Origin of the sequence: Aggregatibacter sp. Marseille-P9115, from assembly GCF_920939465.1 — a bacterium.
In the GTDB taxonomy this organism is placed as follows: Bacteria; Pseudomonadota; Gammaproteobacteria; order Enterobacterales; family Pasteurellaceae; genus Aggregatibacter; species Aggregatibacter segnis_B.
This window is the reverse complement of record NZ_OV100759.1, coordinates 262,637-278,525: the sequence shown is the minus strand read 5'-3', so window position 1 is coordinate 278,525 and position 15,889 is coordinate 262,637. Positions and strand designations below refer to the sequence as shown.

General features: G+C 42.8%; 16 protein-coding genes and 1 tRNA gene. 12 read left to right on the top strand and 5 right to left on the bottom strand.

The window, feature by feature from the left end:
• Nucleotides 1-48 precede the first annotated feature (48 nt).
• From folP to LQ983_RS01245, 4 genes are all read left to right on the top strand, one after another.
• Nucleotides 49-876, top strand: a complete 828-nt coding sequence (gene folP, locus LQ983_RS01260; RefSeq protein ID WP_111294566.1) for a dihydropteroate synthase — start codon at nt 49-51, stop codon at nt 874-876.
• A 92-nt stretch (nt 877-968) separates the two neighbouring features.
• Nucleotides 969-2,303, top strand: coding sequence for a phosphoglucosamine mutase (glmM, locus tag LQ983_RS01255; protein ID WP_230621367.1), 1,335 nt, complete (start codon nt 969-971; stop codon nt 2,301-2,303).
• Nucleotides 2,304-2,321: 18 nt separating this feature from the next.
• The gene (sixA, locus tag LQ983_RS01250; RefSeq protein ID WP_109432243.1) at nt 2,322-2,792 is read left to right on the top strand and encodes a phosphohistidine phosphatase SixA; all 471 of its coding nucleotides are present in this window, start codon (nt 2,322-2,324) and stop codon (nt 2,790-2,792) included.
• Nucleotides 2,793-2,887: 95 nt separating this feature from the next.
• Nucleotides 2,888-3,379, top strand: coding sequence for a hypothetical protein (locus LQ983_RS01245; RefSeq protein ID WP_230621366.1), 492 nt, complete (start codon nt 2,888-2,890; stop codon nt 3,377-3,379).
• Between the two features lie 18 nt (nt 3,380-3,397).
• Here the strand turns inward: LQ983_RS01245 and minC are convergent, their stop codons facing one another.
• Nucleotides 3,398-4,060 (bottom strand): septum site-determining protein MinC, encoded by a 663-nt coding sequence (minC, locus tag LQ983_RS01240; RefSeq protein WP_230621365.1) that lies wholly within the window; start codon nt 4,058-4,060, stop codon nt 3,398-3,400.
• Between the two features lie 85 nt (nt 4,061-4,145).
• Here minC and LQ983_RS01235 point away from each other — a divergent pair, with 85 nt between their 5' ends.
• The 7 genes from LQ983_RS01235 to truB all read left to right on the top strand — a co-directional run bounded on the left by LQ983_RS01235 (nt 4,146) and on the right by truB (nt 10,665).
• On the top strand, nt 4,146-4,397 hold the full coding sequence (locus tag LQ983_RS01235) for a YcgL domain-containing protein (RefSeq protein ID WP_230621364.1): 252 nt from the start codon (nt 4,146-4,148) through the stop codon (nt 4,395-4,397).
• Nucleotides 4,398-4,496: 99 nt separating this feature from the next.
• Nucleotides 4,497-4,573: transfer RNA gene (locus LQ983_RS01230), tRNA-Met, on the top strand.
• A gap of 156 nt (nt 4,574-4,729) precedes the next feature.
• A complete protein-coding gene (rimP, locus tag LQ983_RS01225; protein ID WP_230621363.1) occupies nt 4,730-5,185 on the top strand; it encodes a ribosome maturation factor RimP in 456 nt (151 codons plus the stop codon).
• 24 nt (nt 5,186-5,209) lie between these two features.
• Nucleotides 5,210-6,706, top strand: a complete 1,497-nt coding sequence (nusA, locus tag LQ983_RS01220) for a transcription termination factor NusA (protein WP_230621362.1) — start codon at nt 5,210-5,212, stop codon at nt 6,704-6,706.
• Nucleotides 6,707-6,721: 15 nt separating this feature from the next.
• Complete coding sequence (gene infB / locus LQ983_RS01215; protein WP_230621361.1) at nt 6,722-9,211, top strand: translation initiation factor IF-2; 2,490 nt, start codon at nt 6,722-6,724, stop codon at nt 9,209-9,211.
• 147 nt (nt 9,212-9,358) lie between these two features.
• Nucleotides 9,359-9,745 (top strand): 30S ribosome-binding factor RbfA, encoded by a 387-nt coding sequence (gene rbfA / locus LQ983_RS01210; protein WP_005700694.1) that lies wholly within the window; start codon nt 9,359-9,361, stop codon nt 9,743-9,745.
• Nucleotides 9,745-10,665, top strand: coding sequence for a tRNA pseudouridine(55) synthase TruB (gene truB / locus LQ983_RS01205; protein WP_230621360.1), 921 nt, complete (start codon nt 9,745-9,747; stop codon nt 10,663-10,665). The genes rbfA and truB overlap by 1 nt, the downstream gene beginning before the upstream one ends.
• A 37-nt stretch (nt 10,666-10,702) precedes the next feature.
• Here the strand turns inward: truB and LQ983_RS01200 are convergent, their stop codons facing one another.
• The 4 genes from LQ983_RS01200 to LQ983_RS01185 all read right to left on the bottom strand — a co-directional run bounded on the left by LQ983_RS01200 (nt 10,703) and on the right by LQ983_RS01185 (nt 14,969).
• A complete protein-coding gene (locus LQ983_RS01200; protein WP_230621359.1) occupies nt 10,703-11,533 on the bottom strand; it encodes a DNA ligase in 831 nt (276 codons plus the stop codon).
• A 175-nt stretch (nt 11,534-11,708) separates the two neighbouring features.
• Nucleotides 11,709-12,452 carry a YdcF family protein gene (locus LQ983_RS01195; RefSeq protein ID WP_230621358.1) on the bottom strand — a complete coding sequence of 248 codons (744 nt, stop codon included), beginning with the start codon at nt 12,450-12,452 and terminating at the stop codon, nt 11,709-11,711.
• A gap of 31 nt (nt 12,453-12,483) precedes the next feature.
• Nucleotides 12,484-13,449, bottom strand: coding sequence for a polysaccharide pyruvyl transferase family protein (locus LQ983_RS01190; protein ID WP_230621357.1), 966 nt, complete (start codon nt 13,447-13,449; stop codon nt 12,484-12,486).
• The gene (locus LQ983_RS01185; protein ID WP_230621356.1) at nt 13,446-14,969 is read right to left on the bottom strand and encodes an oligosaccharide flippase family protein; all 1,524 of its coding nucleotides are present in this window, start codon (nt 14,967-14,969) and stop codon (nt 13,446-13,448) included. The genes LQ983_RS01190 and LQ983_RS01185 overlap by 4 nt, the downstream gene beginning before the upstream one ends.
• Nucleotides 14,970-15,117: 148 nt before the next feature.
• On the opposite strand from LQ983_RS01185, the gene LQ983_RS01180 reads away from it, so the two are divergent.
• Nucleotides 15,118-15,888: a glycosyltransferase family 25 protein gene (locus LQ983_RS01180; RefSeq protein WP_230621355.1), complete on the top strand. Its 771-nt coding sequence runs from the start codon at nt 15,118-15,120 to the stop codon at nt 15,886-15,888.
• The last annotated feature ends 1 nt before the right edge of the window (nt 15,889 follow it).

The window sequence follows — 15,889 nt, the reverse complement described above, 5'->3', positions numbered from 1 at the left end:
CTCTTATAATACACCGCACTTTTTGCCTAAACGGTAAGCGAATAATCTATGAAATTAACAGCAAATAATAAAACACTCGATCTTTCTACCCCTAAAATTATGGGGATCCTCAATTTCACCCCGGATTCTTTTTCTGATAGCGGTAAATTTTTTCAATTAGACAAGGCGTTGTTCCAAGTAGAAACGATGTTGAAGCAAGGCGCATCGATTATTGATATTGGGGGAGAATCAACCCGCCCGATGGCAGAAGAGGTGACGTTAGAAGAGGAACTTGAGCGGGTTGTGCCTTTAGTTGAGGCGGTGAGAAAACGGTTCGATTGCTGGATTTCGGTGGATAGCTCCAAAGCACAAGTGATGCAAGAGGCCTCTAAGGTGGGCATGGATCTGATTAATGATATTCGTGCTTTGCAAGAACCGGATGCATTACAAACCGCTGCTCGTTTGGCATTGCCGGTGTGCATTATGCATATGCAAGGGCAGCCACGAACAATGCAGCTCAATCCGCATTACGATGATGTGGTGGCGGATGTTTTAAAATTTATGCAGCAGAGAACGGAACAATGTTTGGCTTCGGGAATCAAAAAAGAGAATCTGATTTGGGATCCCGGCTTTGGTTTTGGCAAAAGCGTGCAACATAATTATTGTTTGTTACAACAATTTTCGGTTTTCTGTGAACAAGGGTATCCGGTGTTGGCGGGAATTTCCCGTAAATCCATGATTGGTGCCGTGTTGGATAAGCCTGTAGAACAACGGACAGTGGGTAGTGTGGCTGCCGCATTAATTGCTGCGATGAAAGGTGCCAGTATTTTGCGTGTGCATGATGTCGGTGAAACGGCCGATGCGCTTAAAATTTGGCTGGCAACGCAAAATGCTTAGATACGTAGTTGTGCTGTCGGACGCTAGCTGTCTTATCGGAAGAACGATAGCATAAAATAATAAATAACATTTTATTGAGAAGGAATTGAAACATGGCTGAACGTAAATATTTTGGGACTGATGGTGTGCGTGGCAAAGTGGGTAGCCATCCGATTACCCCTGATTTTGTTTTAAAACTCGGTTGGGCTGCAGGTAAAGTGTTAGCGACACAAGGGTCTCGCGTAGTGCTGATTGGTAAAGATACCCGAATTTCGGGCTATATGCTTGAATCTGCCCTTGAAGCCGGTTTGGCAGCAGCCGGTTTATCTGCCGCATTTACCGGCCCAATGCCAACCCCGGCGATTGCTTATTTAACCCGTACTTTCCGCGCGGAAGCCGGTATCGTGATTTCCGCTTCCCATAATCCGTATTATGACAATGGGATTAAATTCTTTTCTACACAAGGAACGAAATTACCCGATGATGTGGAGGAAGCTATCGAAGCCATGTTGGAGCAACCGATGGACTGTGTTGAATCTGCCGAATTAGGTCGAGCCAGCCGAATTAAAGATGCGGCAGGGCGTTATATTGAATTCTGTAAAAGTACGTTTCCGGCTCACTTGAGTTTAGAGGGATATAAAATTGTGGTGGATTGTGCCAATGGCGCAACCTACCACATTGCACCGAATGTCATGCGTGAATTAGGCGCGGAAGTCATTGAAATTGGCACCCATCCGAATGGCATGAATATTAATGAAAAATGCGGTGCAACGGATATTAAAGCGTTACAACAAAAAGTGTTAGAAGTACAAGCGGATGTGGGGTTAGCGTACGATGGTGATGGTGATCGTTTAATTATGGTGGATCATCTCGGTAATAAAGTCGATGGTGACCAAATATTATTTATTATTGCGCGTGAAGCCTTGCGCGAAGGGCGTTTGCAAGGCGGTGTCGTAGGCACCTTAATGAGCAATATGAGTCTTGAACTTGCCTTAAAACAATTAGCCATTCCGTTTGTGCGCGCCAATGTGGGCGACCGTTATGTGTTGGAACAAATGCAAGAACGCGGCTGGGGCTTAGGCGGTGAAAACTCGGGGCATATTATTATTGCGGATCGCAATACGACCGGTGATGGCATTATCGCTTCTTTAGCCGTGTTGACAGCAATGGTAAAACATCATTTGTCGCTGAACGAATTAGCCGATGCAGTCAAATTATTCCCACAGGTATTAATTAATGTGCGTTTTGCCGGTGGTAATAACCCATTAGAAAGCGACGCCGTGAAAGCGGTGGCTGCCGAGGTTGAAAAGCGCTTGGCCGGCAAAGGACGTATTTTACTGCGTAAATCAGGTACTGAGCCGTTAATTCGCGTGATGGTGGAATGTGAAGACGGCGCATTGGCTCAGCAATGTGCAGAAGAAATCGCGGAAGCGGTGAAGGCCAATTAATCTTTAAGGTCGTTGCAAATGCATTTATTTATTATGCGTCATGGCGAAGCGGAATTGATGGCGAACTCGGATAAAGCGCGCCATCTTAACGCTAACGGCAGAGAGCAATCCCGACTTCAAGGAATGTGGCTAAAATCCACCGCACTTGAGTTTGATAAAGTCTTGGTGAGCCCTTATACCCGTGCTTTAGAAACCTTTGATGAAATTAATCAGGTTTTTGAGCAACAACTTTCCGATAAATTGGAAGTGTGGGAAGGCATTACGCCTTATGGTGATTCCGGCTTGGTTAGTTCTTATGTGGCTTTGTTGGAAAAAGAAGGACATTGCAATCTCCTGCTGATCTCTCATTTGCCTTTGGTGGGGGATATTGTGAAAGAATTATGCGGTCGAAATCCGGCGAGTTTTTATCCCGCTACGATTGTTGAGGTTCATTTGAATAATCAGCGAGCTGAAGTTAAAGAAATAAAATATTTCAGTAAAACGAACTGAAAAACATTCCTTTTTACGTCATTTTGTTACACACTGTAAACGTCTTACAAAATAGGTTTGTGAGGCGTTTATTTTTTTATTTGTTAGGAGCTACTATGAAAAAATCAGTATTAACCGCCTTAGTCTTAGGTGCAGTGTTAAGTGTTACTGCGTGTGATGACAATAAAGTTTCACAACAAGTTGAGCAGGCTAAAGCCAATGTTTCAGAAGCGAAAGAAACGGTAGTCAGTGCAGCACAAGATGTAAAAACGGCAACCGTTGAAGCTGTTAAAGAAACAAAAGACGCTGTGGCAGCAAAAGCAGGCGAAATGAAAGATGCCGCTGCTGAGAAAGTCTCTGAAGCAAAAGAAGCTGCAGCTGAAAAAATGGATGCAATGGCAACCAAAGCAGGAGAAATGAAAGACGCTGCGGCTGAGAAAGTGGCTGAAGCAAAAGAAACTGCAGCTGAAAAAATGGATGCAATGGCAACTAAAGCAGGTGAAATGAAAGATGCCGCAGCAGAGAAAGTGAGTCAAGCTGCAGATGCAGTATCTGAAAAAGCGGCTGAAGTGAAAGAAGCCGTAAAAGAACGCACTGAAAATAAATAAAAAGCAGATTGTCTGCTTTTAGAATGGGATAAAAACTAATTTATCCTTTTCAGCAAAAATCCTGATTGAACGATATAAGAATTCAGTTGGGATTTTTTCTTTGTGTAAGAAACGACTATTTACCGCTAAAAATTCGGCATCTAAATATTGTGTATAGATCGCACCGGAATTGCTGTTGACCCCCGCCATGGCACGTCCTAATAATTCGCCATAAATATGAATATTGCCGTCTGCTGCGACTTCAGCGCCTTGTTCTACGTCGCCATGAATAATCAAATCACTGTTTTTCGCATAAATGACCTGCTTATCAATAACACTGTGGGTTATGACTTTTGTCGGCAGACTACGAGGTTCGGGAAGTATTTCTGAAAGATTATCAATGTTGCCTAGAATCGGTAAATCGGCGGTTAAAATTAATTCTCTTTGCAGATGATTTTGCCAGTCGGCAACCCCAATGACGTGAATGTGATATTCGGCAAGTAGTGATTTTAGTTCGGTTAAATTCACTTTTTCCAGCATAGGATTGAATTGCAAAATCACTTCAATATTTTTAAATAATGAAGGGGAAGTTTTGCTTTTCTTTGTCAATGCGCGCTTAATTGCGGTCAAGCTTGAACTATTGATACTGATAAATACAGCGGAAAATTGACCTGTGCGTAGTTCAATAATGTCTTGAGCCATAGAGAAATTCCAAGGAAAAAAGTTGCTTAATGATAATGAATTATTGCAAAATCGGCAATCTTAACCTTACTAAGGAAGGATATTTATGCTCTGTGCCATTTATAAAAGCCCAAAAGAACCGGGAATGTATCTTTATATTGAAAAACGCGATCAATTTGAGACGTTACCTGAAGCGTTGTTAACGGTTTTTGGTAAACCGGTTTTTGTCATGTTGTTTAATCTTGTCGGTACAAAACCGTTGGTAAATGCCGATAAAACGGAAGTATTGCAGCAAATTAAAGAAAAAGGATTTTACTTACAAACGCCGAAAAAAGACGATTGGTTGTTTAGTCTTTAAAAGTGCGGTGAATTTTCAGGCCGTTTTTTCTCAGCCTTTTGCTGAATTAAATCTTGCTATTTGTGTTCTTGAACACTATAATACGCCACATATTTCGGACGCGGGGTGGAGCAGCTTGGTAGCTCGTCGGGCTCATAACCCGAAGGTCGTCGGTTCAAATCCGGCCCCCGCAACCAATCACAAGTTCAGTAAAAAGAACCCCAATTTTGGGGTTTTTTTATACGATAAATTTGTTGTTTAAATATCAACGCGTTGTTTTTAATGCGTTGATAATTATTGAAAAACTGGGCTGTAAGCCCTTTTTTTACGTCTATCGTTTGAGGGAGGTTGTTTTGGCAACTTTGGAACAAAAATTACAGGATTTATTACAAGGCTCGGTAGAAGATCTAGGCTGCGAGCTTTGGGGCATTGAATGCCAACGCATCGGTCGTTATTTAACCGTGCGTTTATTTATTGATAAAGAAGGTGGCGTAACAGTAGATGATTGTGCCGATGTAAGCCGCCAAGTGAGCGCAGTGTTAGATGTGGAGGATCCGATTGCCGATAAATATAACCTTGAAGTGTCCTCACCTGGGTTAGATCGTCCGCTATTTACCTTGGCGCAATATACCCGTTATGTCGGTCAGGAAATTGTTGTGCATTTGCGTATTCCGGTGGCGGATCGTCGTAAATGGCAAGGCGAACTGACGAAAATTGAAAATGACATGATTACGCTGATTGTGGATAAACAAGAACAGGTTTTAGCGTTTGGCAACATTCAGAAAGCTAACGTTGTACCTAAATTTTAAATTTAGAAAAGGATTAAAGCAGACATGAGTAAAGAAATTTTATTAGCGGCTGAAGCCGTGTCCAATGAAAAGCTATTACCACGCGAGAAGATTTTTGAAGCGTTGGAAAGCGCTATTGCCCTTTCCACCAAAAAGAAATACGAATATGACGTTGATGTTCGTGTTGCGATTAATACTAAAACCGGTGAGTTTGACACATTCCGTCGTTGGTTAGTGGTGGAAGAAGTGAATAACCCGACAAAAGAAATCACCTTAGAAGCAGCTCGTTTTGAAGACCCTAATGCACAAATTGGTGATTATGTGGAAGATCAAATCGAATCTATCGCCTTTGACCGTATTGCGATGCAAACTGCGCGTCAAGTGATTAGCACGAAAATTCGTGAAGCAGAACGCAGTAAGATCGTTGACCAATTCCGCGCGAAAGAAGGACAAATTATTACTGCGACAGTGAAGAAAAGTAACCGCGACAGCGTTATTTTAGATGTGAATGGTGAAGATGGTAATAAAGCAGAAGCCGTGATGTTGCGTGAAGATATGTTACCACGTGAAAACTTCCGTCCGGGTGACCGTGTGCGCGGCGTGTTATATAAAGTAAGCCCAGAAAGCAAAGGTGCACAATTATTCGTGACGCGTGCTAAACCGGAAATGTTAATTGAATTGTTCCGTTTGGAAGTGCCGGAAATTGGTGAAGAATTGATCGAAATTAGAAGTGCAGCACGCGATCCCGGTTCTCGCGCTAAAATTGCGGTGAAGAGCAATGATAAACGTATTGATCCTGTAGGCGCTTGCGTAGGGATGCGTGGTGCTCGTGTTCAAGCGATTACCAATGAATTAGGCGGTGAGCGTGTTGATATCGTGCTTTGGGATGACAATCCGGCACAATTTGTGATCAATGCTATGGCGCCGGCAGATGTGAGTTCTATCGTTGTTGATGAAGATAAACATGCGATGGATATTGCGGTAGAAGAAGCTAACTTAGCGCAAGCCATTGGCCGTAATGGTCAAAACGTACGTTTGGCAACTCAATTAACCGGTTGGGTGTTAAACGTCATGACTACTCAAGACTTAAATGCAAAACACCAAGCGGAAGACGACAAAGTATTGAATTTGTTCATTGATGCCTTGGAGATCGACGAGGAATTTGCACAATTATTAATTGATGAAGGGTTCTCTACGCTAGAAGAATTGGCTTATGTTTCCGTGAGCGAATTAACCGCCATTGACGGTTTGGAAGATGAAGATTTAGTAGAGGAATTGCAAACTCGCGCGAAAAATGCCATTACAGCGAAAGCATTGGCAGAAGAAGAAGCGTTGAAAAAAGCAAAAATTGAAGATCGTTTGTTGAATCTTGAAGGCATGAATCGTCACATCGCCTTTAAATTGGCAGAAAAACAAATCACGACCTTGGAAGATCTTGCTGAGCAAGGCGTTGATGATTTAGCCGACATTGAAGGACTCAGTGCCGAACAAGCTGCAGATTTAATTATGGCAGCTCGAAACATTTGTTGGTTCACTGAGTAATGAAGGAGTGAAAAGATGACAGAAGAATTAAAAAATGCCCCAAAGAAACTGAGCTTACAGCGTAGAACAAAAACGACCGTGAGCGGAACGAGCGCTTCTGGTAAGAGTAAAGAAGTGCAAGTTGAAGTACGTAAAAAACGCGTAATTCCAACAGAAGCGGCACAAAGAGCCGAAGAAGCCGCAAAATTAAAAGCGAAACAAGAAGCTGAGCAAAAAGCGGCGGAAGAAAAAGCGCTAAGAGAAAAAGCCGCCAAAGAGAAAGCGGCTAAAGACAAAGAAGCAGCGGAAAAAGCGAAACAAGCACAAAGTGCGGTTGAAAATAAACCTAAATCGGTTGATCCGGAAAAAGAAAAACGTAAAGCCGAAGAGGCGGAATTACGCCGTAAAGCGGAAGAGTTAGCCCGTCAAAAAGCGGAAGAACAGGCGCGTAAAGCGGCTGAGGAAGCGAAACGTTATGCTGAAGCTGATACGTCAAGCAATGACAGCGCATCAGAAGATTATACCGATTATAATTTAAGCTCTCGTTATGCTTTAGAAGCGGAAGATGAAGAAGAGCGTCGTAATGAAGGTCGCGGTCGCGGTAAAAATAAAGTGGCGAAAGCGAAAAAAGGCGGACGTGATGATGAAAGCAATAAAAACGAGCGCGAGTCTAACCGCCGCAATCTAAAAGACGGTAAATTCGGCAAGGGTAAAAATGGTAAGAAAGGTGCTGCATTACAACAAGCCTTTACAAAACCTGTTCAGGCGGTGAAAACAGATGTTGTCATTGGTGAAACCATTACCGTTGCAGAATTAGCAAATAAGATGGCGACCAAAGCGACCGAAATCATCAAGGCGATGATGAAAATGGGCGAAATGGTGACCATTAACCAAGTGCTTGACCAAGAAACGGCGCAATTAGTGGCAGAAGAATTAGGTCACAAAGTCATTCTTCGCAATGAAAATGAACTTGAAGAAGAAGTATTAGGCGATCGTGATGTTAATGCTGAAAAAGTGACGCGTGCGCCGGTAGTAACCATCATGGGTCACGTTGACCATGGTAAAACTTCCTTACTTGACTACATTCGTAAAGCCAAAGTGGCAGCCGGCGAGGCGGGTGGTATTACTCAGCACATCGGTGCATATCATGTAGAAATGGATGACGGTAAGATGATTACCTTCCTAGATACGCCGGGACACGCGGCATTTACCTCTATGCGTGCACGTGGTGCGAAAGCAACGGATATCGTCGTGCTTGTGGTTGCAGCAGATGATGGTGTGATGCCTCAAACCATTGAAGCGATCCAACACGCGAAAGCAGCCGGTGCGCCTTTAGTGGTTGCGGTGAATAAAATTGATAAACCGGAAGCCAACCCGGATCGCGTAGAACAAGAATTGCTTCAACACGAAGTGATTTCTGAAAAATTCGGTGGTGACGTGCAATTCGTCCCTGTTTCTGCGAAGAAAGGCATGGGTATCGATGATTTATTAGATGCCATCCTACTTCAATCAGAAGTCCTTGAATTAACTGCGGTGAAAGATGGCATGGCAAGTGGTGTTGTGATCGAATCTTACCTTGATAAAGGTCGCGGTCCAGTGGCAACCATTCTTGTTCAATCCGGTACATTACATAAAGGTGATATCGTACTTTGCGGTTTTGAGTATGGTCGTGTTCGTGCAATGCGTGATGAAAACGGTCAAGAAATCGAGGAAGCCGGTCCATCTATCCCTGTTGAGGTGTTAGGTCTTTCTGGCGTTCCGGCAGCGGGTGATGAAGCAACTGTGGTTCGTGATGAGAAAAAAGCACGTGAAGTTGCATTACACCGTCAAGGTAAATTCCGTGAAGTGAAACTGGCTTGTCAGCAAAAAGCGAAACTCGAAAATATGTTTAGCAATATGACGGAAGGTGATGTCGCTGAACTCAATATCATTGTGAAAGCAGACGTACAAGGTTCTGTGGAAGCGATTATTCAATCGTTACAAGAGCTTTCTACGGATGAAGTAAAAGTGAAAGTTGTCGGTTCCGGGGTGGGCGGTATTTCTGAAACTGACGCAACGTTAGCCGCAGCTTCCAATGCGATTATGGTCGGCTTTAACGTCCGTGCGGATGCATCAGCCCGTCGTATTATCGAAGCCGAAAATATCGACCTTCGTTATTACTCTATCATTTATGAACTATTAAATGATGTGAAAGCAGCGATGAGCGGTATGTTACAACCAGAATTCAAACAAGAAATCATCGGCTTGGCTGAAGTGCGTGATGTGTTTAAACATCCGAAATTCGGCGCCATCGCTGGTTGTATGGTGACCGAAGGTATTGTGAAACGTAACAACCCAATCCGCGTATTACGCGACAACGTGGTAATCTTCGAAGGTGAATTGGAATCTCTCCGTCGCTTCAAAGACGACGTATCTGAAGTCCGTAACGGTATGGAATGTGGTATCGGCGTGAAGAACTACAATGACGTAAAAGTCGGCGACCAGATTGAGGTGTTCGAAGTCGTTGAGATTAAACGCTCGATTTAATCTTAAAAGAAAGTGCGGTCAAATTTGACCGCACTTTTTGCCTAGGGTAATGCGTTACCTTTATGGCTGTATACAAGCGCTCCCAAAGGGGAAGCATTAGGCCTAACCGTGGGTATATTTGCCCGCGGACAATTAAAGAGAAACAAAATGGCTCGAGAATTCAAACGTAGCGACCGTGTCGCACAAGAAATCCAAAAAGAAATCGCGGTGATTTTACAACGCGAAGTGAAAGATCCGCGTATTGGCATGGTGACGGTGTCCGACGTGGAAGTGTCCAGTGATTTGGCTTATGCAAAGGTTTTCGTCACCTTCTTATTTGATCATGATGAACAGGCGATTGCGCAGGGCATGAAAGGCTTGGAAAAAGCGGCGCCGTATATTCGCACGCTGTTAGGCAAAGCCATGCGTCTGCGTATCGTGCCGGAGATTCGTTTTATTTACGATCAATCTTTGGTGGAAGGTATGCGCATGTCTAACTTGGTGACAAATGTTGTGCGCGAAGATGAGAAAAAACACGTTGAGGACAAAGACTAATGTCCAAACCGCGTAAACGTGGGCGTGATATTCATGGTGTGTTTTTGTTGGATAAGCCGCAAGGTATGTCTTCCAATGACATCATGCAAAAAGTGAAACGCATTTTTCAGGCAAACAAAGCAGGGCATACCGGTGCGTTAGATCCGCTTGCTACCGGAATGTTGCCTATTTGTTTGGGCGAAGCCACCAAGTTTTCGCAGTTTTTGCTAGATGCTGACAAACGTTATTTAGTCACGGCAAAACTGGGAGAACGCACGGACACATCCGATGCAGAAGGACAGATTGTCGAAACCCATGAAGTGAAGGTCAAAACACCTGAAATTTTGACCGCACTTGAACAATTCCGTGGGGATATTTTACAAGTGCCGACCATGTTTTCCGCCTTGAAACACAATGGCAAACCTCTTTATGAATACGCCCGTCAAGGTATTACGGTAGAGCGGGAAGCACGTCCGATTACGATCTTTGAACTGAACTTCATCGAATATAATGCGCCCTATTTAACCCTTGAGGTACATTGTTCCAAAGGCACTTACATTCGCACTTTGGTGGATGATTTAGGAGAGGCGTTGGGCTGTGGCGCCCATGTAACGATGTTGCGTCGCACAGCAGTGGCGGATTATCCGACAGAGAAAATGCTAGATTGGCACGCTTTACAAAGCTTGGCAGAACCACAAGATTTGAGTTTGTTAGATGCCTTATTATTGCCGATGGATACTGCCGTGGCAAAATTGCCGGCGTTAACCTTAAATGAAAGCCAAACACAAGGTATCGGATTTGGTCAACGGGTAAAATTCGATAACCCCAACAGGTTGCAAGGACAAGTGCGGTTGTTTTCCCATGAAAATCGCTTTCTTGGCATGGCGGTGATTGATGAGAATAACGTGATTCGTCCACAGCGATTAGTGGTGTATGAATAAAAAGTGCGGTGAAATTTCACCGCACTTTTTTTATGTTTTATGGTGCGCTTGGTTCTTCGATTTTCTTGCGCCAGTAAGTGGCAAATCTTGGTTTCCCCTTGTTGGTTAACCCGCGGTATTTATAGGTGATGCTTGAACCGATAGGTGGGGGATTGATGCGATCAGCCAATTTAAACCCGGAACCAATTTTGAATTGACCACGGTGATTCTCGCAGGTAAGCGATCCCATGACATTCTCAAATTGGCCTTTGCCGGCATGGTGGGCAATCACCGTGCATTCTTCATCAAGTGCGGTCTTTAATTTAAGAATTTGTGAACTGCGTTTTCTTTCGTAAGGCGCATTGGGGTTACGAATCACGATGCCTTCGCCTTTTTGCTGTTCTACTTGCCGTAGAAATTGTCGAATATGCTCCGGGCTTTCAATAGGAGTCTGTTCGATGATTTCAATGTGTTGAGAGGGATGTTTTGCTAAATAGGCTTTTAATGTAGCCAAACGGGTAAATAAATCCCCTTTAGCATCAGGCACATCAAAGACATATAGTTTTAATGTATGCCAACCCTTATCTTGATAAGCGCGCACGATAGAAGAGATTTCTGCAAATTGATCACGTTGGCTAAATAATTCGCCATCAATGGCAAACGGCGGAAAATTTTCTAGAAAATAAGCGGGTGGAGCCAGAGAAACGCCTCCTCGAGTAAAAAGCTGTTTGCCGTCCCAATAGCCACGTACGCCATCCAATTTTTCACTCATCACCCATCCGGTTACGTTTTGATCTTTATAGTTTTCTAACAACATCAAATCAGGTTTTTCGGCGTAACAAGACACGCTAAACAAGAGCAGACTCAAGCAAAGTTTGAAATAACGCATAAGAGGATTCCTTGAAATAAAAATCATCTTAAAACAAGGTATTGGGACTGGAGAAAAAGACTTGTGATTTTGCGAGCATGATCGCAACTAAAAAATAAACGGACATAAAAAAATGCGCCTGAAGAAGAGCGCATTTTAAATTAGGGGACTGAAAGTGCGGTGAAAAAAAGAGAGATTATTTCTCTTTGAGATAGCCGATCCACTCTTTCAGTAATTGCATATTTTTTGCCATTGCACCGGCTTGAGGCACAAAGTGCATCATGTTTAATCCGTAAGAGTCCGGTGTAATGCCTTCGCCTACGCTTGCCGGCAAGACATCAAAGCCTTGCTGTTGAAACAAGAGTTTTGCCCGTTGCATATGCCATTCATTAGTCACCAGAATGATTTTATGGATGCCTTCTTTTTCTAGTAATTGACGGGTGTATAAGGCATTTTCTTTGGTGGTTAAAGATTTTTCCTCTATCCATTTCGTCGGTACATTAAAGAACGTCTGTAATTCTTCTGCAGAAACTTTGCCTTCTGATGCGCCGGTCGGGCTGACACCGCTAATCAATAACGGCAGTTGCGTTTCTTTTTGTAAATAAGCCGCGTAGCGCAAACGTTCTAGCTGTGTGGCAGAAGACGCAAGCGGTGCGTAGAGTTCTTTGCTATCACGAACGCCACCACCTAATAAAACGATGGCTTGAGCCTGTTTATAATCGTTTAAGGTTAAATGATCTTCAGTGACTAAGCTGTCTTTTAAGGTTTGTGCCGTGTAGGGAATGCTGACCAGATAGAGCAGCACAATGCCAAAAAATGCACAAAGGCGGCTTAATGTTTTGCATTTAAAGAATGAAAATAAAAGCGAAAATAGCCATAAAATCAAAATATTAAATGGCGGTAGCATCATGGCTGTGATGAGTTTTTTGAGTTCAAACATGATTTCATTCCATTAATTAATACACAACATCTTATTTTTGTTGAGTATAAAACTCGACAAAATCCAGTTCTTTTGTCCATAAATTGGCGTAGCCGGTGTTTTTGCCGTAAGAGTTATCGCAAACCACGTTCGGGATTTCCAATAAACAGGAAAAAATGTGACCGTGAAGACGGGTCGTGGTGATGTTGTCATAGCTTAAAAAGGTTTTGGCAACGCGTTTTATAATGCGTCGGGTGTATGTTTTCCAAAAGCGGTGAACAAGCTTTTTTAAACCGGTTAACTGATGACGCTTGGCGAATTTAGCTAAACGCCAAGTAACGGCTAAGACTAAATCATCTCGTTCAGATAACATATCTTCCCAGTCTTTAATATGACTTCCCGCAGGGAGTTGAGCGGTAATATTTTTTTCGATATCACTGGCTTCGATGTCTTTACGCAGGAAATAGAGGGCGTTTCCGCTGTGTGTCTTTTTAGTTGGCAATGTCCCGTACAGTTCATGCGCCATGTCCGGCGATAAATATACGTTTGGTGAAAATTGTTCAAAAGTTTTTGCCGTTCTTTCGTCTCGCGCCAGTAAATGACAATCCGAATGTTGGGCAAAAAGTGCGGCGGATTTTTCTAACGTTTCTTGGCTTTTATAGAACAACGTTTGTGGTAACACAATCACACGGTTGTGGGGAAACGTTTCCACCACCGTTTCGCGAATTTTTTGGTGTTGTGGATAAAGATCGCCGAAATTCCCTCCGCCGTGGAGCAAAATTGTGGTGTTTGGGGTGATTTTTTGTTTCAGTTCTTCAATGTCCACATCAAATTCACTGCGTTTTAAGGTGACACGAATATTGTGATCCGTAAAAAACTGTTCTGTTCCGTGATAAATCAATAAATCGCCCACGTTTAAATGCAACGGATAATCGAGATAAAACACGTCGTTTTTATCTTGAATTAAATCTGCAATCGGAGCTAACTTGTTTTTTAAATCAATGAGTTGTTGATTCATCTTTTCACTCTTTTTCTTAAATAGCTAAATAAAAAGTCTTTTTCAGTTTTGGTTAATCCCACCATTAAGATGACTGAAATGAGCACGACTTCAAGAAGAAATGCTTCTCCTACAAATTCCAAGAATGAGTAGGTGCGCTGTGTGTCCGAGAAATAAATTAAGCCTAATAACAAGGCGAAAACCAGGCTGATATTTGTTAAGTATGAGACAAATTCTTTGCGATTAAATTTAATTCTTTTGTTAATAAAGTAGAGGCGATAAAGCTGCATGAAAAGTGCGGTACAGAATTTACCGATAAAGGCATAGACCGGATTGTATCCTAAGGTAAACAGATAATAGGCAAGCGGCACGGTACAAAGATCGATAATCGCCAAGATAACGTTGTATTGTTTAATGGTTTTAGAACCTATGGCTAACGCCGTCATCCAAAACGACCCCGCCATGGCACTAATAAGGGAACAAACAAGCGTGGCTTGTACCAGTTTATCGGTGTACATCGGCACATTATCACCCAACCAGAGAGTCAGTAAGGTATGACTGAAATACAGTACCGGCGCAGATAAAATGGCGATTAAGTAGAAAGAATATTTTGAGGTACCCAAGATCAACCTTTTATTTCGCTCATAGTCTTTTGCCGCATAGGATTGCACCAGTTGCGGGTTAAACGCCACTTGGAAGTTGTTCACAAAACTATACACGGCAGTATCCACTTGAGTCGCAATGCCGACCGCCGCGTTCGCTGCAACGCCAAAGAACAGGTTGGTTACCATATTCAGCCCTTGCGTTGAACCTACATAAGCGAGTTGTCCCACCAGCATCCAGCCGGAAAAGCTCATCATTTCTTTGGTGGTATGTAAATCTTTCTCAAAATGGAAACGGGTTTCCGTGTAGAAAGCCTTGCGTGTGAAACGAAAATAAAGGGTAAACACCAACATACTGACGCACAACAACAAGAGGCTGTAAGAAATCAGTTTGTCGTAGTGTTCGATATGCATCAAAATAAAGATAGCGGTCAGTTTAAAGGCGGTTTCTGCCAATCCCAGCCAGGCATAAAAAGACATGCGTTCATGGGCGACAATCATGGCGTTAAAAGGCACTTTGATAATTTCAATCAAGGCAATGATCAAGGCGACTTGATAAACAATATTGGCCGCTTGCATACGCGCGGCAGGAATAATTAATTTATGGTTAAGGAACCACAGCCCAACAGTTTCTGCCAATAGCACCACAACCAACATAATCAATAAGTGATTGAGAATACTGATGTTAAAGACTTTATTGATGCGCTTGCTGTCGTTTGAGGCTTTTTCGACGTTAATGAAGCGTTGTGTGGTGGCGGTCATGGTGCCATTAAAGAAAGAGAACAAAATCACCACGCCCATGACAATGTTGTAGATCCCGAAATCTTCCACACCCAATACGCGCAACACCACGCGCGAGATATACAGCATCGCGCCCATATTGAACAACATGCGGATGTAAAGAAAGAGGGTGTTTTTAGCAATGGTTTTGTTGGACATCGGGAAAATCGAACTTGTGTTTTTACCGTAAAATAGGTGGGGGATTATAGATTTCTTTAGTATAATCAGCAATCTTTTATGCAACTATTTCGGTTTCCCGCCAACTGACAGACAAACCAGCAGATAATCGATTTTATTGAGATTTTTTATGAAGAAATATTTGATTTCGTTAGATAAGGACGTTCAGCGTCGCGAATTGTTCTTTTCTCAACCTAACACGGCAGATTTTGAGGTATTTTCCGCGATTAATACCATGCAGAAAGAATGGGATGCATTGGCCGAAGTGTTTAATCCGACAAAGTTTGAGCAACATTATGGGCGCAACGTCACAAAAGGTGAAATAGGCTGTACCTTGAGCCATCTTGAAGTTTATCGCCGAATCGTTGCCGATGAGCACATTGCGGAAACGGATTATGCCTTGGTTTGTGAAGATGATGCTTTGTTTAATGCCGATTTATCGGAAAAAACGACCGCACTTTTAACCCAACAGTGTTCGGCAGATATTGTTCTCATCGGGCAATCTAAAATTGCGTCTTTTGATGATGTGGAATTGGAAATCAATTATCCGACAACGTTTTCTTTTTTACGTCAAAAAGTGGCGGATGTGACGGTGGCGTATCCGTATAAAAGTTATTTTGCCGGCACAGTGGCGTATCTCATTAAAAAGTCTGCAGCTCGTCGTTTTCTTGACGTGTTGACACAAGAAAAAGCTTTTTGGTTGGCAGATGATTTCCTGTTGTTTGAAACGCAATTTCACCTAAATAACAAGGTGGTACGCCCGTTAATGGCTATTGAAAATCCAATCCTCATGAGCAATCTCGAGGCGATTCGCGGCTCTAAATCCAATAATTTGGCAAAAAAATTATTGAAATATCCGTTAAAGAAACTGTTTGCAATTAAAAAGAATTTAGGAAAATAAC

Coding starts and splice junctions, on each gene's coding strand:
- LQ983_RS01235 (WP_230621364.1), top strand. CDS start 4,146: ATGCTCTGTGCCATTTATAAAAGCCCAAAAGAACCGGGAATGTATCTT.
- nusA (WP_230621362.1), top strand. CDS start 5,210: ATGAGTAAAGAAATTTTATTAGCGGCTGAAGCCGTGTCCAATGAAAAG.
- minC (WP_230621365.1), bottom strand. CDS start 4,060: ATGGCTCAAGACATTATTGAACTACGCACAGGTCAATTTTCCGCTGTA.
- LQ983_RS01245 (WP_230621366.1), top strand. CDS start 2,888: ATGAAAAAATCAGTATTAACCGCCTTAGTCTTAGGTGCAGTGTTAAGT.
- sixA (WP_109432243.1), top strand. CDS start 2,322: ATGCATTTATTTATTATGCGTCATGGCGAAGCGGAATTGATGGCGAAC.
- LQ983_RS01195 (WP_230621358.1), bottom strand. CDS start 12,452: ATGTTTGAACTCAAAAAACTCATCACAGCCATGATGCTACCGCCATTT.
- LQ983_RS01180 (WP_230621355.1), top strand. CDS start 15,118: ATGAAGAAATATTTGATTTCGTTAGATAAGGACGTTCAGCGTCGCGAA.
- glmM (WP_230621367.1), top strand. CDS start 969: ATGGCTGAACGTAAATATTTTGGGACTGATGGTGTGCGTGGCAAAGTG.
- LQ983_RS01185 (WP_230621356.1), bottom strand. CDS start 14,969: ATGTCCAACAAAACCATTGCTAAAAACACCCTCTTTCTTTACATCCGC.
- infB (WP_230621361.1), top strand. CDS start 6,722: ATGACAGAAGAATTAAAAAATGCCCCAAAGAAACTGAGCTTACAGCGT.
- LQ983_RS01200 (WP_230621359.1), bottom strand. CDS start 11,533: ATGCGTTATTTCAAACTTTGCTTGAGTCTGCTCTTGTTTAGCGTGTCT.
- truB (WP_230621360.1), top strand. CDS start 9,745: ATGTCCAAACCGCGTAAACGTGGGCGTGATATTCATGGTGTGTTTTTG.
- rbfA (WP_005700694.1), top strand. CDS start 9,359: ATGGCTCGAGAATTCAAACGTAGCGACCGTGTCGCACAAGAAATCCAA.
- folP (WP_111294566.1), top strand. CDS start 49: ATGAAATTAACAGCAAATAATAAAACACTCGATCTTTCTACCCCTAAA.
- LQ983_RS01190 (WP_230621357.1), bottom strand. CDS start 13,449: ATGAATCAACAACTCATTGATTTAAAAAACAAGTTAGCTCCGATTGCA.